Raw genomic sequence first — 17,395 nt, forward strand, 5'->3', positions numbered from 1 at the left:
ATCGAAAGAAGTGCACGGCGCGTGTTCAATTCACTCTCTGACCGGTTGACAGCAACCTTCAAGAACCTTCGTGGCAAGGGCCGCCTCACCGAGGCTGATGTCGATGCCACCGTTCGGGAGATTCGCCGTGCCCTCTTGGATGCGGACGTTGCCGTATCCGTGGTCCGCGAGTTCACTGGCCGTATCCGCGAACGTGCCCTCGGCGCCGAAGTCTCGGGAGCCTTGAACCCGAGCCAGCAGATCGTGAAGATCGTCAACGAGGAACTCAAAGAGATCCTTGGTGGCGAAACCCGCCGCATCCGCCTGGCCAAGACCGGCCCCACCATCATCATGCTTGCCGGCCTCCAAGGCGCCGGTAAGACCACCCTCGCCGGCAAGCTGTCCAAGTGGCTCAAGGCACAGGGCCACAGCCCCATGTTGGTGGCCTGTGACCTTCAGCGCCCCAATGCAGTGACCCAGCTCCAGGTTGTCGGCCAGCGCGCGGGCGTTCCCGTGTTCGCTCCGCACCCCGGTGCTACGTCCGAGCTCGAGCACCCTGCCGGTGACCCGGTAGCCGTCGCCAAGGCCGGTGTTGAGGAAGCTCGCCAGAAGCTGCACGACGTCGTGATCGTTGACACCGCCGGCCGCCTTGGCGTCGACGCCGAAATGATGGACCAGGCCCGCCGCATCCGTCAGGCGATCATCCCCAACGAGGTCCTCTTCGTCATCGACTCCATGATCGGCCAGGACGCCGTCAACACGGCGATGGCTTTTGATGAAGGCGTCAACTTCACGGGCATCGTGCTGTCCAAGCTCGACGGCGACGCCCGCGGTGGTGCCGCGCTTTCGGTAGCGTCCGTGACCGGTAAGCCGGTGATGTTCGCGTCCACCGGCGAAGGCCTGGACGATTTCGAGCTCTTCCACCCAGACCGCATGGCCTCCCGCATCCTGGACATGGGTGACGTCCTCACCCTGATCGAACAGGCGGAAAAGGCGTGGGACAAGGACGAAGCCGCCCGGATGGCGAAGAAGTTCGCTGACCAGGAAGACTTCACCCTGGACGACTTCCTCGCCCAGATGCAGCAGATCCGCAACATGGGCTCCATGAAAAAGATGCTCATGATGATGCCGGGTGCGCAGAACATCCGTCAGCAGCTGGAGAACTTCGACGAAAAAGAGATCGACCGCGTCGAGGCAATCGTCCGCTCCATGACTCCCCACGAGCGTGTGGCTCCGAAGATCATCAACGGCTCACGTCGCGCCCGTATCGCCAGGGGCTCCGGTGTGCATGTGTCCGAGGTCAATGGCCTGCTGGAGCGGTTCGCCCAGGCCCAGAAGATGATGAAGAAGCTCGCTCAGGGTGGCGGCATGCCGGGTATGCCCGGAATGCCGGGCCTCGGAGGCCCCGGTGGCGGACGCAAGGGCAGCAAGAATGCCCCGAAGAAGAAAGCACGCTCCGGCAATCCCGCCAAGGCAGCCCAGGAACTTCGCGATGCCGAAGCCAAGCGGGCAAACGCAGCCTCGGCGGCACCCACGGGTGCGGCTTTCGGCCAGGGCGCAGCAGACTTCGACCCGTCATCGCTCAACCTTCCCAAGGGCTTCGACAAGTTCCTCGGCAAGTAAACGTTGCAACCCGACTGGCTGACATTAGTGGTTGTTTTGAACACTCAAAGCAACCACAAATGTCGGTCAGTTGGGATGTCAGAGCCGTGGAATAGGCTGAACCAATGCATAAGCAGCGCGTAGTCTTCGTCCACGGTTTGGGCAGTTTCGGTTCAGCCGCATGGCCGAAGCAACATGGCATGGCTCTTGCTTATGACGCACTCTTCCTTCGGCGGCACGGCTTTGATGCCGTCACCGAACCTCTGGAGTCCAACGTCGCGGCGGACGTGGCCATCCTGATCAACGCGCTGGTGGACTCCGGCGGCGGCCACGTCGTTGCCCACGAACAAGGCGCTATATCCGCCATGCTTGCCGCCGTCGAGCGCCCCGATCTGGTGCACTCGCTCTCCCTGGTAGAGCCGTCCTGCTTGTCTCTGACCGCTGAGCTTCCGGCGACTGCTTCCTACCGGGCCCTCATGGAACCGCTGTTCGACGTAAGAAACCAGCTCAACGACGCCGACTACCAGCGCGAGTTCTACCGGCGTGCTTTCTCGGCCGAAACCGGCGGGCTGGACACCCCGGAGGCCCGGCGGTCAGCCCGCAGGCTCCGGCTCCAAGCACCGCCATGGGATGCCCCGCTCCATATCGTGCCGGGCGTTCCCACACTCGTCCTCACGGGAGGTTGGGAGCCCTTGTATGAGGAAATCGCCGGCTATCTGCAGGAAACCGGTGCCCTCCGCCGCGTAGCAGCGGGAGGACACCGGCCCCAGGATTCCGTTGACGGAGATCAGGCTATCCGCTCGTTCATCGCGGATGTCGGCCGGGCTATGTCAGTTCAAGCTTCCTGAGCGGCTGACGCCCTGGTTTGCCGGGACCTGAAGCTCCGGCAGGTACACCTTTCCACCTGAAGCCAGGAACTCCTCGCTCTTTTCCCGCATGCCGCTGTACATTCCAGCGATGGCCGCCTGCGATTCTGCCGAACCATACTCGTCACGGATGTCCTGGCTGATGCGCATCGAACAGAACTTGGGTCCGCACATGGAGCAGAAATGGGCGGTCTTCGCCGGTTCGGCGGGCAACGTCTCATCATGGAAGGCCTCGGCAGTCACGGGATCGAGGGACAACGCGAACTGGTCGCGCCACCGGAATTCAAACCGCGCCTTGGAAAGTGCATCATCACGTTCATGAGCCCCCGGATGTCCCTTGGCGAGGTCCGCAGCGTGCGCCGCGATCTTGTAGGTGATGACGCCCGTTTTGACGTCGTCCTTGTTGGGAAGCCCCAGATGCTCCTTCGGGGTCACATAACAGAGCATGGCCGTGCCGTAGCGTGCAATTTCCGTGGCGCCGATGGCCGAGGTGATGTGGTCATAGCCGGGGGCGATATCGGTAACCAGCGGACCCAACGTGTAGAACGGCGCACCCTTGCACAGTTCCTGCTGGCGCTCCACATTTTCACGCACCAGATGGAAGGGAATGTGCCCCGGGCCTTCCACCATGACCTGCACGTCGAACTCCCACGCCCGTTGTGTCAGCTCAGCGAGCGTATCCAGCTCGGCGAACTGCGCGGCGTCGTTCGCGTCGGCGATGGAACCGGGGCGGAGCCCGTCACCCAAGGAAAACGCGATATCGTATTTGGCGAAGATTTCGCACAACTCGTCAAAATGCGTGTACAGGAAGTTCTCTTGGTGGTGCGCCAAGCACCAGCCGGCCATGATCGAACCGCCGCGGGACACGATGCCCGTGACCCGGTTGGCGGTCAACGGCACGTACCTCAGCAGAACGCCCGCGTGGATGGTCATGTAGTCCACGCCCTGCTCGCATTGCTCGATCACGGTATCGCGGAAGATTTCCCACGTCAGCTTGTTGGCCTCGCCGTTCACTTTTTCCAGCGCCTGGTAGATAGGGACTGTTCCGATCGGAACGGGGGAGTTGCGGATGATCCATTCGCGCGTCGTGTGGATGTCATCTCCCGTAGAGAGGTCCATCACTGTGTCAGCGCCCCACTGGGCTGCCCACTGCAGCTTGTCCACCTCCTCGGCGATGGAGCTGGTGACTGCAGAGTTTCCGATGTTGGCGTTGATCTTCACCAAGAAAGCCTTGCCAATGATCATCGGCTCGGATTCGGGGTGGTTGATGTTGTTCGGGATAATCGCTCTTCCCGCGGCAACTTCGCTGCGGACAAGGTCAACATCGCAGTTTTCCCGTAACGCGACGAACTGCATTTCAGGAGTCACAACTCCCTGCTTCGCGTAGTGCATCTGCGTGACGGTCCTACCCTCGACGGCGCGGCGCGGCACAGGTTGCGCGCCCTTCCACTCCGCTGACGCTGCTCCACGCCGAACCGCGGACTTGCCGTCGTCGAGTAGGTTTCGTTCCCGACCAGAATAGGCCTCCGTGTCTCCGCGGGCTTCGATCCACGGTGCACGGAACGGCTCCAACCCCACCACCGGATCGCTGCCCGGGCCTGCTGTTCGGTACACCTGCAAAGGGGGATTGGCTTGCCCGTTGGGGGAGGGCTCCAAAGCGATCTCCGTGACGGGGACACGTATGCCGTTGTCGCGGTCTTCCAGCCACGCCAACGAGTGGGACTTCAACGATTGCGTGACGGGCTCAGGAGCGTTTTCGCTTGCGTTGATCTGGTTTTGGCCTGCGTTGATCTGATTTTGAACAGGGCTGTGCTGTGTTTCTGCGGTGCTCAAGGGAATACTCACTTCCTTCGCCGGCATTACCCGGACAGGTTCAACGGTCGCAGACTGCATCAGTCCGATCTCAGCCCCTGCAAGGGCTCCCGTGTGGTCGTAGACGAAGCTACCACAGCTCCCGGCGGGCTCCCAGTCACATGAGTACAGCAGGCTCTGGTTAGCCACCGCAGCTACGCTTTTGCCATGGCCAACATCATCGAATTCAGTGGACCCGTGCTCGTCTCGGCGGACGAAGAGCGCCGCGGGCTGTGGTCCATCGACGGCAAACTGACGTTTGAACGTCCCCTTGCCTCGCCGGACAAGGTATTGGATGGCTGGGTCCTGCCGGGTTTTGTTGACGCACACTGCCATATCGGACTCGGCGTTGGAGGAGCGGTTGACGAGCAGGCCACGCTTGCCCAGGCACAAGCAGACCTCGTCGCCGGGACGCTGCTGATCCGCGATTGCGGATCGCCCTCAGACACCCGCTGGGTACAGCAGCGATCGGACTTGCCCCGGTTGATCCGGTCAGGCCGGCATATCGCGCGGAGCCGACGTTACCTCCGCGGGTTGGGCCACGAGATTGAGCCCGGCGACCTCGTGGAGACCGTCCGAAAGGAAGCCCGCGACGGCGACGGCTGGGTAAAGCTGGTGGGTGACTGGATCGATCGCGGCGTTGGCGATCTCGCTGCCTCTTTCCCGGCGAAGATCGTGAGGGACGCCATTTCGGCCGCGCATGATGAAGGTGCCAGGGTCACGGCTCACTGTTTCGCCGAGGACACCATCGACGACATGCTCGATGCCAATATCGACTGCATAGAGCACGCCACCGGTCTCCTGCCGCGACACCTTCCCCGCTTGGTGGAACAGTCAGTGCCGATCGTTCCCACCTTGGTCAACATCGCTACTTTCCCGGATATAGCAGCCCAGGCCGGGCAGAAGTTTCCGGAGTACGCGGACCATATGACCCGTCTCTGGGAGGGGCGGCGTGAGCGTGTGCTTGAGGCCTTCGAGGCGGGTGTTTCCATCTATGCAGGCACCGACGCCGGCAGCGTGATCAAGCACGGCAGGATTGCCGACGAAATGAAGGAACTGCACGACGCCGGCCTGCCGCCGGCGGCGGTCCTGGACGCCGCCGCGTGGAGTGCCCGTCCATGGCTGGGAGCCGACGGCATCAGCGACGGGGCGAGTGCCGACGTCGTGCTGTGCAGTACCGATCCACGGCGCCACCTGGAGACAGTGCTCGAACTAAAGCACATCGTCCTGCGAGGCGAGATCGTACGTTAGGAATAAATTGAAGCTTCAAGTAATTTAGTAAGGTAAGCAGGGTACCGAAAGGCGGCATCCTCAAGACCGGGAGCTTCACATGACCACCACCTCCAGCCAGGATCTTCTTCCCGCCGAACTCACCATGGGCACCGTCATGCTCAAGGTCGGCGACATGAAGGTCATGAGTGACTATTACCAGCGCGCCCTGGGGCTGGACGTCGTGGCCGAGCAGGATGGCGGGCTCTATTTGGGACGCGTAGGTAAGCCCGTTGTCCATCTTGCGCCGGCGGTTGGCTTGCAGATACCGGGGCGGGGGGAGGCTGGCCTGTTCCACACAGCCATCCTGTTCCAGGATCAGCCCTCACTGGCCGCAACCATCGCCACGGCCGCTGAATATGAGCCCCGGGCGTTCGCGGGCAGCGCCGACCACCTGGTCAGCGAAGCGTTCTACTTCACTGACCCCGAAGGCAATGGAATCGAGCTTTACTACGACAAGCCGCGTGAACTCTGGCAGTGGGATGGCAAGAATGTAGTGATGGATAATGTGGCCTTGCCGCCGCAGCGCTTCCTCCAGCAGCACCTGAGCGAAGCTGCCGTAACGGGGCAGCGGGAGGCCGCTGCCGGCGTTGGACACGTGCACCTGCAGGTGGGCGACGTGGAGACTGCGCAGAAGTTCTACGTTGAGACCCTTGGCTTCGAGCGGACTGCAGGCTGGCATGGTCAGGCGCTGTTCGTTTCCGCCGGCGGCTACCACCATCACATGGCGATGAACGTTTGGAACAGTCGCGGAGCCGGACCCCGGAAGGACACGCTCGGCCTGGGTGAAGTCTTGATCGAAGTCCCCGGCAGTGAAGACGTAGCAGCGCTGGCGGATCGCCTGAAAGTTGCGGGTGTGCAGAATCATCACACCGGAGCTGAGCTTCAGTTTGAGGATCCTTGGCGGAACAAGCTGCGGGTCGCCGCCAAATAAGCCACGGCCACCTGTTAAGCCGCGGCCACCTGCTAAGCCGTGGCCACCCGCGCCTGATCCGCTGGCCCCCTCCCGCTGCATTAGGCTGGGCAGTGACGGCACGGAGCCGATATGGATTCCGTGCCGCCGCCCCGTCAGCACGAAGGAATGAGAGTACTTTCCATGGGCTTTGCCGAAATTTTTGTAGCCACCCACGATGAAGCACTCAAACGGGCAGCTGCCCTGGAGAAGGGCGCGGATGTGACCGGCCCGGCCGTCAGGATTGACGGCATTACCGACTTCGAAGTCGAACAGTTGGGCGACCTCGCAGGACAGGCTGTCCACGCCGCCGGAGCTGACTACGAGCTTGCCCTGGTTGATGTGACGAGTGACGCACTTCTGGGGGTTCCCGAAGCCATGGTGCGGGCCCTTGCTGAACTGCTGACTTATGAGAGCGAAGGCGACGCGAACGTTCTCGACGACGTCGCTGCTGCCTGGGCCGCGCAGGACGACATGCCTTTCGATGCCGCCCAGTCACGCCAGTACGTCCAACAGCTCGCTGCCCTCGCGACGGACGTGGAGAAGGCTGAGCGCACGGGCCTCTATGTGTGGTCTGAGTAACCCACCGATCCGGGTATGGCCGCACGTTCAACCCGGGGAGTGAGGAAGAACACGCCGCCCCGCGTGGCCTAAGTCGTATTTGCTCCGGGCATCTGGCACAATAGACAGGTACTCGATCGGTGCGGCCCCTCTCTCCGTGCTCGTATCTTGTCCTTCGAACCGTCAAGTATGGCCCGCCCCACGGGTGCAGAACGTCGGGTTCAACCTCGTTTCAGAAACAGGAGTGACCACAAAAGTGGCCGTAAAGATTCGCCTTAAGCGCTTCGGTAAGATGCGCGCACCGTACTACCGCATCGTCGTCATGGATGCCCGCGCCAAGCGCGATGGCCGTGCCATTGAAGAAATCGGCAAGTACCACCCCACCGAAGAGCCGTCGTACATCGAGGTCGCTTCCGAGCGCGCCCAGTACTGGCTTTCCGTTGGCGCCCAGCCGACCGAGCAGGTCGCCGCGATCCTCAAGATCACCGGTGACTGGCAGAAGTTCAAGGGCCTGCCGGGCCAGGAAGGCACCCTGAAGACCAAAGCTCCGAAGGAAGCCTTCGTAGCCCCGGAGAAGGGTTCCGTCATCATTCCGGAAGCCATCACCAAGAAGGCCAAGAAGGACGAAGCCGAAGCTCCGGCCGAGGCTGAAGCAGAGACCACCGAGGCTGAGTAAGTTGCTGGCAGAAGCGCTCGAGCACTTGGTCCGTGGGATTGTTGACAGCCCTGAGGATGTCAAGGTCAGTGCCAAGAACAACCGCCGCGGGGAATCCCTCGAGGTGCGTGTTCACCAGGAGGACCTCGGACGGGTGATCGGCCGTCAAGGACGCACCGCACGTGCATTGCGCACAGTGGTTGCAGCTTTGGCTGGTGGCGAGCAGGTCAGGGTCGACGTCGTCGACACCGACCGTCGCCGGTAACGCGCTCAGCACTACTTGTCTTAGATCCGGCCCCTTCACCGAATATGGTGGAGGGGCCGGATTGCTTTATCCACAATTTACTGTCCGTTGCTGCCCGGCAGCGCGGGCACTACAAGAATTCAGAGGAACCCATGCAGCTCCAGGTGGCCCGGATCGGCAAACCCCATGGCATCCGCGGCGAGGTGACGGTGCAGGTACTCACCGACGCACCCTCCGAGCGATTCGTCGCCGGAACCGAGTTCGTCGTGGAGCCCGCCTCCGCCGGCCCGTTGACCATCCGGAGCGCCAGGTGGAACAAGGACATCCTCCTGCTTGGCTTTGAGGAAATCGCCGACCGCAACGCTGCCGAAGTCATCCGTGGTGCGAAGCTTTTCATCGAAACCGAGGAGCTCAGCGACGAAGATGACGATGAAGGCTGGTACGAGCACGAGCTCGTTGGCTTGGAGGCCCGCGTTGGTTCACAGGTAGTGGGCAAAGTAGCAGCGCTCAGCACCCTGCCGGTCCAGGACCTGCTCACGGTGAAGACAGAGGAGGGTAAAGAAATTCTCATTCCCTTCGTTGACGAAATCGTGCCGGAGGTCAATGTGGAGGGCGGGTACATCCTCATCACCCCACCATCTGGCCTGTTTGAGATCAACGACGAGAACGCCAAGGAGCCCAAGGACAGCGCCGGGGATGATGCCTGAATGAGGATCGATGTTGTCAGCATTTTTCCTGAGTACCTCGCCCCGCTGGAGCTGTCACTCATAGGCAAGGCCCGCCAGGACGGATTGTTGGAGCTCAACGTCCACGATCTTCGCACCTTCACCACGGACAAGCACCGGACAGTGGATGACACGCCGTATGGTGGTGGCGCTGGAATGGTGATGAAACCGGAGCCATGGGCACAAGCCCTCGAGTCGGTTGCCGCCGCCCGCGAAAACTCCAAGCCGGTGCTGATTGTTCCCTCGCCGGCAGGGGAGAAATTCAACCAGGCCTTGGCATATGAACTCGCAGAAGAAGAGCAGCTCGTCTTCGCCTGCGGACGCTACGAAGGCATCGACGAACGCGTCATTGATTGGGCTCAGGATCACTTCAGGGTCCGGCCTGTCAGCCTCGGTGATTACGTCCTCAACGGCGGAGAAGTGGCCGTGTTGGCCATGGTCGAAGCCATTGGCCGCCTCCTTCCCGGTGTAGTCGGAAACCCCGAATCCTTGGTAGAGGAGTCCCACTCCGATGGTCTCCTGGAGTATCCCGTTTACACCAAACCGTCAGCGTGGCGAGATCACGACGTCCCGCCGATCCTCCTTAGCGGCAACCACGGCAAGATTGCACAGTGGCGGCGCCACGAGCAGTTCCGCCGGACGGCTGAGCGCAGGCCGGACCTTATGGAAGGGCTCGACGCCGGCGTGTTGAGTCGCGCGGACCGGCAGGCCCTCGCGGACCTCGGGTACGACGTCGTTGATGGCCGCCTCCGTGCCAAGCCCGGCGGCGACACCGAAAACTAAGTCCACCTCCCGCCGTCGAACGTTGCTGCAGTTGGCCTGATGGTGGCGACTATGGCAGAATTAACCCTTGTGTCTGCTGGGCTGACACCTGCCACAGGGGGAGTTCAGCCAACAGTCGGACAACCCGGCGACGCCAATCAGTGGCGGAGCCGGACACTAAGAAACTTCGGCGGAGATTTCCGGTTAGCCTTCGTGCCCCGGGCTTGTCCGCCGTAACCCAAAGTGAATGACCTGTGGCGTTCACCAGGAGTGGATTAATGCATATCCTCGATAGCGTAGATGCAGCCTCGCTGCGTAACGATGTTCCGGAGTTCCGCGCGGGCGACACCCTCAAGGTTCACGTCAACATCATCGAAGGCAAGAACTCCCGTGTCCAGGTATTCCAGGGCTTCGTCCTGGGCCGCCAGGGTGACGGCGTTCGCGAAACCTTCACCGTGCGTAAGGTTTCCTTCGGTGTCGGCGTAGAGCGTACCTTCCCGGTACACTCCCCGATCATCGACAAGATCGAGGTCGTCACCAAGGGTGACGTCCGCCGCGCGAAGCTTTACTACATGCGTGCACTGCGCGGTAAGGCTGCGAAGATCAAGGAAAAGCGCGACTTCGCCAAGTAAGTCCTGCGACTTACGCAACGGGTCCAGGATTCGTGCCCGGTAGTTCCGGAGCAATCCGCAACGCAACAGGGATACGAGTCATGGACACATCAGAACGCCAGCCCCGTAAACAGGGCTGGCGTTTTGTTTTACTCGCACTGGTGTTGGCCGTAGCGATCAGTGGCTTGGTCCGTTCCTTGTGGCTGGATGTCTACTACATTCCGTCCGAGTCCATGGAACCCCTCCTCGGAGAAGGGGACAGGATCCTGGTATCGCGGACGGCCTTCAACGGCGAGCCGATTCGCCGCGGGGACGTAGTGGTCTTCGATGGCCGCGGTTCCTTCGCACCCCTGAGCAGCGGACAAGGCCCGTTTGTTGATGCGGTGTCGGCTGCGAGCCAATGGTTCGGGCTGACCGGCAGCGACACCACCTACGTAAAGCGGGTCATCGGGGTTGGAGGAGACCAGGTTAAGTGCTGCGACGCAGCAGGACAACTCACGGTGAATGGCCAGATTCTTGAGGAACCATATTTGTATCCGGGGGATGACCCCAGCGATCAGAAATTCGACGTCGTAGTTCCTGATGGCCGCCTCTGGCTGATGGGTGACCACCGTTCACGTTCTGCTGACTCCCGTGGACTGCTGGGAGCCCCGGGCGGCGGTATGGTTCCGGTGGAACGCGTTATAGGCCGTCCGGTCCAGATCGTCTGGCCACTTGATAGATTTGCAGAGATGCCTCGCTCAGCGCAGGCCGAACCATCATCGAAGAACGGACAGTAAATGCCGGACAAAGCTCCAGAGAATCCCGAGCGGTACGACGACGACGCCCGGTTCTCGGACGGAACGGCAAGTGCCGCCGGCGTGGCGGAGCCCCGCCCGGTTGACGACGTCGCATCTGGTTCGCGAGATGGGGCGGACGGGCCGCGTTCCCGGGATTCCGAAGGTGGATCCCACGCAGCCGAGAAACCGCGCAAGAACCCGGTGCTCGTATGGGTCAAAGAGATTGTCACAGTGGTGGCCATTGCGCTGGTTTTGTCCTTCCTTCTCAAGACCTTCCTGTTCAGGGCGTTTTACATTCCGTCCGAGTCCATGGAAAGCACTTTGGACGTCAACGATCGCATCTTCATCAACCTCTTGGTGCCTGGGCCTTTCGACCTGGAACGCGGGGACGTTGTGGTCTTCAGGGACGCTCAGGCCTGGTTACCGCCCGTGGCCAAGAAGCCGGCCGGACCCATGGACTGGGTGGGGGACGGCCTGGAGTTCGTCGGTTTGGCTGCTGATGACAATGATCAACATCTTGTTAAGCGAATCATCGGGCTCCCGGGCGACAGGGTTTCCTGTTGCGACGCTGAGGGCCGTCTGTCGATCAACGGTGTGCCGGTCAATGAGACGTATATCAACCCGGCAGAAGTACCTTCTCCGCAGCCTTTCGACATCGTTGTTCCGGAAGGAAAGGTGTGGGTGATGGGCGACAACCGAAACCATTCCGAGGATTCCCGGGCGCACCAGGAAGTCAATGGTGGTTTCATTAACATTGAGGATGTTGAAGGCAAGGCCACCGTCATTGCCTGGCCGATCAACCGTTGGACCATCCTCGATAACTACCAGGACGTTTTCCGTGACGTCCCTGAAGGTACCCCTACCAAGTAAGGCAACACCGGCGACGTAATGGCTACAACGGCTACCGGCTCCAAGGGCAAGGCGAAGGTCAAAGCCCAAGCCAAGACGAAGGCTAAATCCACCACTAAGGCCAAGAGCCCGGTGGGTTTCCCTACCCTTGACGTCGAACGATCGTTCTTGTCCTCCGGAGTGCGGTTGCTGGCCGGTGTGGATGAGGTTGGGCGGGGAGCACTGGCTGGTCCCGTCAGCGTGGGAATTGCCGTGGTCAACCTCGAAAACCACGGCTTGCTGGCAGACGTCCGGGACAGCAAACTGCTCAAGCCCGAGGACCGCGACAGGCTGGAACCACTTGTTCGGGAATGGGCCGTCGCCTCCGCCGTCGGGCACGCATCGTCGCGGGAGATTGACCAAATAGGCATCATTGCAGCACTCCGCCTGGCCGGAACCCGCGCTTGGTTTGAGATCCTGGCCGGCGGCATCACGCCGGATGTCGTGCTGTTGGACGGTAGCCACAACTGGCTTTCGCCCGACGTTCAAGCCTCTCTCTTCGACACACCCGACTCGGGTCCATGGTGCGAAGCGCCTGTCTACACCAGGGTGAAAGCCGATATGAGCTGCCTCAGTGTTGCCGCAGCGAGTGTTCTGGCGAAGGTTGCCCGTGATCGGATCATGGTGGACCTGCATTCGGAGATTCCCTCCTATGGCTGGAACGTGAATAAGGGCTACGCCACCTCTGCTCACCGGGACGTGATCCGACTGCAGGGCCCAAGCGCACACCACCGGACCAGCTGGAACCTTACTGGGCCTGAGCTGTTGTGACGTTGTCCTGAACGGCGCCGACGCGTCCCATGGCGCGTGCTGCCCGGCTGATAGTGCAAGATGGAACTATGAGCGCCGAGGACCTTGAGAACTATGAAACCGACATGGAGCTTCAGCTCTACCGCGAGTACCGGGATGTTGTTGGTCTGTTCAGCTACGTGGTGGAAACTGAGCGGCGGTTCTACTTGGCCAACCACGTAGATCTCCAGGCTCGCAGCGCCGACGGCGAAGTCTACTTTGACCTGACCCTGCAGGACGCCTGGGTCTGGGACGTTTACCGCTCTGCTCGCTTCGTCAAGAACGTCCGGGTGATCACCTTTAAGGACGTCAATGTGGAAGAACTGCCGCGAAGCGAAGACTTGGCTTTGCCGAAGGATGGCGGCCTTGGGGACTTGGGAGATCTCGGAAACTAGCGCGGCACCTTCCGCGAGTATTCCTCCACAGACACTGATATGGGCAGGTTTACCCACATAGCGTCGTAACGCTCTGCCGCTGCACTCCGCCAGCCTGAAAGCTGGTGAGCGGAGGTGGTGGTCATGAGAGCAAAAGACCTGCTTGGCCGAAGCGGCGAAGCGCTGGCGGCCGATTTTCTGGAGAACCAGGGAATGCGGATCGTCGATCGTAATTGGCGGTGCCCGGACGGCGAGATCGACATCGTGGCGATCGACGGCGACACCCTGGTTGTTGCCGAAGTGAAGACCCGTAAGAGTTTGGACTACGGGCATCCTTTTGAGGCGGTGGATGCAGCCAAGCTGGCGCGTCTTCACCGGCTCTCGTCATCGTGGTGCCGGCAGCACCAACTCAATGCCCCGCGAAGGCGCATCGATGTTGTGTCCGTGATTGTCAACGGCGTGGTCGAGCCGCAGCTGGAGCATTTACGGGGTGTTTGCTGATGGGGGTCGGACGCAGTTACTGCGTTGCCCTCGTCGGACTCAACGGCTACATCGTGGAAGTAGAAGCCGACATCGGCCAAACGCTCCCCAACTTCATCATCCTGGGGTTGCCTGATGCGGCATTGAACGAGGCCAAGGAACGTATCCGATCTGCCGCCCGGAACTCCGGCATTCCCCTGAGTAGACGGAAAATCACCGCCAACCTTATTCCGGCCTCGCTCCCCAAGCGGGGCTCTGGATTCGATCTCGCCATCACTATGGCTGTGCTCCGAGCGGCGGACGACATCCGTGAAATCGGCGGGACTGTGTTCATCGCGGAGCTTGGCCTGGACGGCAGATTGAGGCCGGTACGTGGCATACTTCCTGCCGTAATGGCCGCTGTTCAGGCAGGCTACCCCGACATTGTGGTGGCTGAAGCCAACGCTGCGGAAGCGTCACTGGTCCCGGGAGCGAAGGTTCGCGGCTACAAGACCCTTGCCCGGCTTGCCTTCGACTTTGGCGCGGATCCCAAGGACCTCGCCCTCGATTACGACCCCCTGGACGTCGACGAGCCGGGCGAAGACAGCGATGATGCTCTCATCGTGCCGGACCTTTGCGATGTGTCCGGACAGGGCGAGGCTCGCCGTGCCCTGGAGGTAGCTGCTGCTGGCGGCCACCATATGTTGCTGACCGGGCCGCCGGGTGCCGGCAAGACCATGCTGGCGGAACGCTTGCCGGGCTTGCTTCCGGATTTGGCTGATACAGCGGCCATGGAGGTCACGGCCATCCACTCGTTGGCCGCAGTCCAATCCTCTCCGGTGCGGCTCCTGCGGAGGCCCCCTTTCGAGAATCCCCACCACAGTGCCACAGCCGCTGCCATCATCGGAGGCGGCTCAGGGCTTCCCCGGCCCGGTGCCGCTTCGCGCGCACATCGCGGTGTGTTGTTCCTTGACGAAGCTCCAGAGTATGAGCGCCGGGTGCTGGACGCCCTTCGGCAACCCCTGGAGAGCGGAGAGTTGGTCATACACCGCTCGGCGGGGACTGCGGCATACCCTGCCCGGTTCCAGCTGGTACTGGCCGCCAATCCCTGCCCATGCGGCAAAGCTTCCGGCAAGGGAATGGACTGTACGTGCACTGCCATGATGCGTCGCAGGTATTTTGGACGGATCTCAGGACCATTGTTGGACCGCGTGGATATTCAATTGCCGGTCGAACGGGTGTCATTGGCCGACTTTGGCCATGCGGGCGAAGAAGAAGATACCCACACTGTCGCAGAACGGGTGCTGGCGGCCCGGCAACGGCAACTCGAGCGCTTGCTGGCCATGGGGCTCGAGACAAATTCGCAGGTTCCGGGGCGCACCTTGCGGGGAGAACTGCGGTTGTCTCCCGGAACGACCCGGATTCTGGACACTGCGTTGGAACGTGGCACCCTCACTGCCCGCGGCTACGACCGCGTCCTCAGGCTGGCTTGGACGCTGGCAGATCTGGGGCACTGCGATGCGCCGGACATCGATCACATTGGCCAAGCATTAGGCCTGCGCCAAGCGGCGGCCGCGACATGAGCAGTACCGACACGAAGGGATTCACAGCAGTGGCTGTAGTGGGGAAGCAGGACAAAGAACGCATTGCCAGGGCAGCACTGGCCCGCCTCATGGAGCCCCAGGATTCGGTAGGCCTCGCATTGGTGCGGGCAGTAGGGGCCGTGGATACTCTGGGCATCGCAACAGGGGAGCTGGGAACAGGTCCAGACCTGGAACGGGAGATCTCTTCCCTGCTTGCTGACGGAGGAGGGCCATCGTCTTGGGCCGGGCTCCCGGCCAGCCTTCGACGTTGGGCGCCGCGTGTCGCCGACCTCGCGCCGGACCGCGATTTGGAGACCGTTCGTCGACTCGGAGGACGCTTGATCATCCCGGGTGATGATTTGTGGCCGGAGCAGTTGGAAGACCTTGGACTCCAAGAGCCGCTTTGCTTGTGGTGGCGAGGACAGGAGCAGCCGCTGCCCTCCGCCCGCCAAGCCATCGCCCTTGTAGGTTCGAGGGACAGTACCAACTACGGAGCATCCGTCACGGGGGACTTCGCCTATGGCCTGGCACAACGCGGATATACCGTGGTTTCAGGTGGAGCCTATGGTATCGATGCCCATGCCCATCGGGGAGCTCTGAGCGGCGGGGTGGCCGGCGTGCCCACCATCGCCGTCATGGCTGGAGGCGTGGACCGCTTCTACCCATCGGGCAACGAGGACCTGCTCCGGGCGGTGGCCACGCAGGGGGCTGTCATCTCGGAGGTGCCACCAGGATCCGCTCCAACGCGTTACAGATTCCTGCAACGGAACCGGATCATTGCGGCCTTGGCGTCAGTCACGGTTGTGGTTGAGGCACGCTGGCGGTCGGGAGCCCTCAACACAGCCCATCATGCTGAAGCCATCGGAAGGGTTGTTGCCACTGTTCCCGGATCAATACATAGTGCCAACTCGGCCGGCTGTCATCGCCTCCTCCGGGACGGGGGAGCTGTCTGCGTCACCGACGTCGGCGAGATTTCCGAGCTTGCCGGCGCCATCGGGGAAACCGGCAGTGAGGAAAAGGACGCCGGCGCCGCTGCGGTGCACGACGGCCTGTCTTTGGAAGATCTCATTCTCTTGGACGCTCTGCCTCTTAGGTCCACAAGCTCGGTGGAGAAGCTGACTGTGGTGGCGGGACTGAGTCCGGATGCCGTGCGCGCGGGCCTTGGCCGGCTGGGGCTGCTGGGGTTGGCGCGCTCGGAACGCGGAGGGTGGAAACGGACCGGAAAGGCCTAGACGCAGAGGAAAAGCATGTTGATACGCCGACTTTGTACCGGCGACTGGCACAGTGGGAAGGGTGGACACGCAACTACTTCCAGGACCCCTTCAAAAGGCAGTCGATGGCTTTCGACGCTACCTGGAGGGCGAATGTGCAAGGTCTGCGCACACAGTCCGTGCCTATCTGTCCGATGTTGAGAGTCTCCTTGGCTTTGCGGTGCAGGAGGGAGTCCAAGAACTCAGGCAACTGGAGTTAGGCTCCCTGCGGCGCTGGCTTGGGGCGCAAAGTGAGGCTGGCATGGCACGGGCCACTTTGGCGCGCCGGGCTGCAACCGCCAGGTCGTTCACTGGCTGGGCGCTCCGGGAAGAACTTATCGAGACTGACCCCGCCGTCCGTCTACAGGCTCCCAAGCGGGACAAGTCCCTGCCAGGGGTCCTACAGCAGCAGCAGGTCTCCCGGATGGTGGATGATCTGAACACTGCGGCCGCTGACGGTGGGCCCATGGCTCTGCGCAATAGGGCGATGGTGGAACTCCTGTATGCCACGGGAGTCCGCGTGGGGGAACTGGCGGGGCTGGACATCGATGACCTTGATCCCGATCGACGTACTGTACGAGTGCTGGGTAAAGGCAACAAGGAGCGTACTGTTCCGTTCGGCGTTCCGGCAGCCGTAGCCGTGGACGATTGGCTCAGGCGGGGCCGTCCCGCCGTTGTGGGAGCCACGAGCGGACCGGCCTTGTTCTTGGGCGTGCGTGGCAACCGGGTTGATCCGCGCCAAATCCGGGCGGTGGTCAGCGAGCTGCTGCAGGCTTTGGGTGACACATCTGCCACAGGACCGCACGCGCTCAGGCACAGCGCGGCCACTCACCTGCTTGACGGGGGAGCGGACCTGCGGGCGGTGCAGGAAATACTTGGTCACAGCAGCCTGGCCACCACTCAGATCTACACCCATGTATCGGTCGATCGTCTGCGGAAGAGCTACCAGCAGGCGCACCCGAGGGCCTGAGCATGACCCCGCAAGAGCCGCACTGGCGGAAAAGGGCACCGTACGGCAAAATGAAAGCACCACGGGGAAACCTTCAATTCACGGTTGAGGGTTAAATCTGTGCCAATATCGTCTTTAGTACCAAGAAAACTAAATAGCCTGTCAGGGCCCACGTGATTTACATGGCATCCGGCAGCAACAGCAAACATCCAGGCAGAGGTCGTTGGGGAAGACGTACCTACAGCTA

General features: G+C 61.8%; 19 protein-coding genes and 1 riboswitch. Of the genes, 18 read left to right on the forward strand and 1 reads right to left on the reverse strand.

Annotated features, from left to right (window positions below):
• Positions 1-21: 21 nt before the first annotated feature.
• Positions 22-1,602, forward strand: a complete 1,581-nt coding sequence (ffh, locus tag J3A64_RS04435; protein WP_210063699.1) for a signal recognition particle protein — start codon at positions 22-24, stop codon at positions 1,600-1,602.
• 104 nt (positions 1,603-1,706) lie between these two features.
• A complete protein-coding gene (locus J3A64_RS04440) occupies positions 1,707-2,429 on the forward strand; it encodes an alpha/beta hydrolase (RefSeq protein ID WP_014922085.1) in 723 nt (240 codons plus the stop codon).
• Here J3A64_RS04440 and thiC read toward each other — a convergent pair.
• The gene (gene thiC / locus J3A64_RS04445) at positions 2,412-4,280 is read right to left on the reverse strand and encodes a phosphomethylpyrimidine synthase ThiC (RefSeq protein ID WP_210063700.1); all 1,869 of its coding nucleotides are present in this window, start codon (positions 4,278-4,280) and stop codon (positions 2,412-2,414) included. The two genes, J3A64_RS04440 and thiC, sit on opposite strands and share 18 nt — an antisense overlap.
• Positions 4,276-4,383, reverse strand: a riboswitch (TPP riboswitch). (Overlaps the previous gene by 5 nt.)
• An 83-nt stretch (positions 4,384-4,466) precedes the next feature.
• Between thiC and J3A64_RS04450 the strand changes: the two genes are divergently transcribed.
• The 16 genes from J3A64_RS04450 to J3A64_RS04525 all read left to right on the forward strand — a co-directional run bounded on the left by J3A64_RS04450 (position 4,467) and on the right by J3A64_RS04525 (position 17,169).
• A complete protein-coding gene (locus J3A64_RS04450; RefSeq protein ID WP_210063701.1) occupies positions 4,467-5,549 on the forward strand; it encodes an amidohydrolase family protein in 1,083 nt (360 codons plus the stop codon).
• Positions 5,550-5,628: 79 nt separating this feature from the next.
• Entirely contained in the window at positions 5,629-6,501 is an 873-nt protein-coding gene (locus tag J3A64_RS04455) for a VOC family protein (RefSeq protein ID WP_014922082.1), read from the forward strand.
• A gap of 162 nt (positions 6,502-6,663) precedes the next feature.
• Positions 6,664-7,101, forward strand: a complete 438-nt coding sequence (locus J3A64_RS04460; protein ID WP_238324316.1) for a hypothetical protein — start codon at positions 6,664-6,666, stop codon at positions 7,099-7,101.
• 235 nt (positions 7,102-7,336) lie between these two features.
• On the forward strand, positions 7,337-7,756 hold the full coding sequence (gene rpsP, locus J3A64_RS04465) for a 30S ribosomal protein S16 (RefSeq protein WP_017199647.1): 420 nt from the start codon (positions 7,337-7,339) through the stop codon (positions 7,754-7,756).
• Between the two features lies 1 nt (position 7,757).
• Positions 7,758-8,000 (forward strand): RNA-binding protein, encoded by a 243-nt coding sequence (locus J3A64_RS04470; protein WP_011775119.1) that lies wholly within the window; start codon positions 7,758-7,760, stop codon positions 7,998-8,000.
• 131 nt (positions 8,001-8,131) lie between these two features.
• On the forward strand, positions 8,132-8,686 hold the full coding sequence (gene rimM, locus J3A64_RS04475) for a ribosome maturation factor RimM (protein WP_210063702.1): 555 nt from the start codon (positions 8,132-8,134) through the stop codon (positions 8,684-8,686).
• Positions 8,687-9,487, forward strand: coding sequence for a tRNA (guanosine(37)-N1)-methyltransferase TrmD (trmD, locus tag J3A64_RS04480; RefSeq protein ID WP_011775117.1), 801 nt, complete (start codon positions 8,687-8,689; stop codon positions 9,485-9,487).
• A gap of 257 nt (positions 9,488-9,744) precedes the next feature.
• Positions 9,745-10,098: a 50S ribosomal protein L19 gene (gene rplS, locus J3A64_RS04485; protein WP_014922079.1), complete on the forward strand. Its 354-nt coding sequence runs from the start codon at positions 9,745-9,747 to the stop codon at positions 10,096-10,098.
• 80 nt (positions 10,099-10,178) lie between these two features.
• Positions 10,179-10,856, forward strand: a complete 678-nt coding sequence (gene lepB / locus J3A64_RS04490) for a signal peptidase I (RefSeq protein ID WP_210063703.1) — start codon at positions 10,179-10,181, stop codon at positions 10,854-10,856.
• Positions 10,857-11,726: a signal peptidase I gene (lepB, locus tag J3A64_RS04495; RefSeq protein ID WP_043806153.1), complete on the forward strand. Its 870-nt coding sequence runs from the start codon at positions 10,857-10,859 to the stop codon at positions 11,724-11,726.
• Between the two features lie 18 nt (positions 11,727-11,744).
• On the forward strand, positions 11,745-12,515 hold the full coding sequence (locus tag J3A64_RS04500) for a ribonuclease HII (RefSeq protein WP_210063704.1): 771 nt from the start codon (positions 11,745-11,747) through the stop codon (positions 12,513-12,515).
• A gap of 68 nt (positions 12,516-12,583) precedes the next feature.
• Positions 12,584-12,928, forward strand: coding sequence for a DUF2469 domain-containing protein (locus J3A64_RS04505; RefSeq protein WP_018776202.1), 345 nt, complete (start codon positions 12,584-12,586; stop codon positions 12,926-12,928).
• 114 nt (positions 12,929-13,042) lie between these two features.
• Positions 13,043-13,408, forward strand: a complete 366-nt coding sequence (locus J3A64_RS04510) for a YraN family protein (RefSeq protein WP_210063705.1) — start codon at positions 13,043-13,045, stop codon at positions 13,406-13,408.
• Positions 13,408-14,949, forward strand: a complete 1,542-nt coding sequence (locus J3A64_RS04515) for a YifB family Mg chelatase-like AAA ATPase (RefSeq protein ID WP_014922075.1) — start codon at positions 13,408-13,410, stop codon at positions 14,947-14,949. The genes J3A64_RS04510 and J3A64_RS04515 overlap by 1 nt, the downstream gene beginning before the upstream one ends.
• Positions 14,946-16,181, forward strand: a complete 1,236-nt coding sequence (gene dprA, locus J3A64_RS04520) for a DNA-processing protein DprA (RefSeq protein WP_210063706.1) — start codon at positions 14,946-14,948, stop codon at positions 16,179-16,181. The genes J3A64_RS04515 and dprA overlap by 4 nt, the downstream gene beginning before the upstream one ends.
• A 61-nt stretch (positions 16,182-16,242) precedes the next feature.
• Complete coding sequence (locus tag J3A64_RS04525; RefSeq protein ID WP_187329882.1) at positions 16,243-17,169, forward strand: tyrosine recombinase XerC; 927 nt, start codon at positions 16,243-16,245, stop codon at positions 17,167-17,169.
• Positions 17,170-17,395: the final 226 nt, after the last annotated feature.

This window comes from Pseudarthrobacter sp. PvP004 (genome assembly GCF_017876035.1).
Taxonomy (GTDB): domain Bacteria; phylum Actinomycetota; class Actinomycetes; order Actinomycetales; family Micrococcaceae; genus Arthrobacter; species Arthrobacter aurescens_A.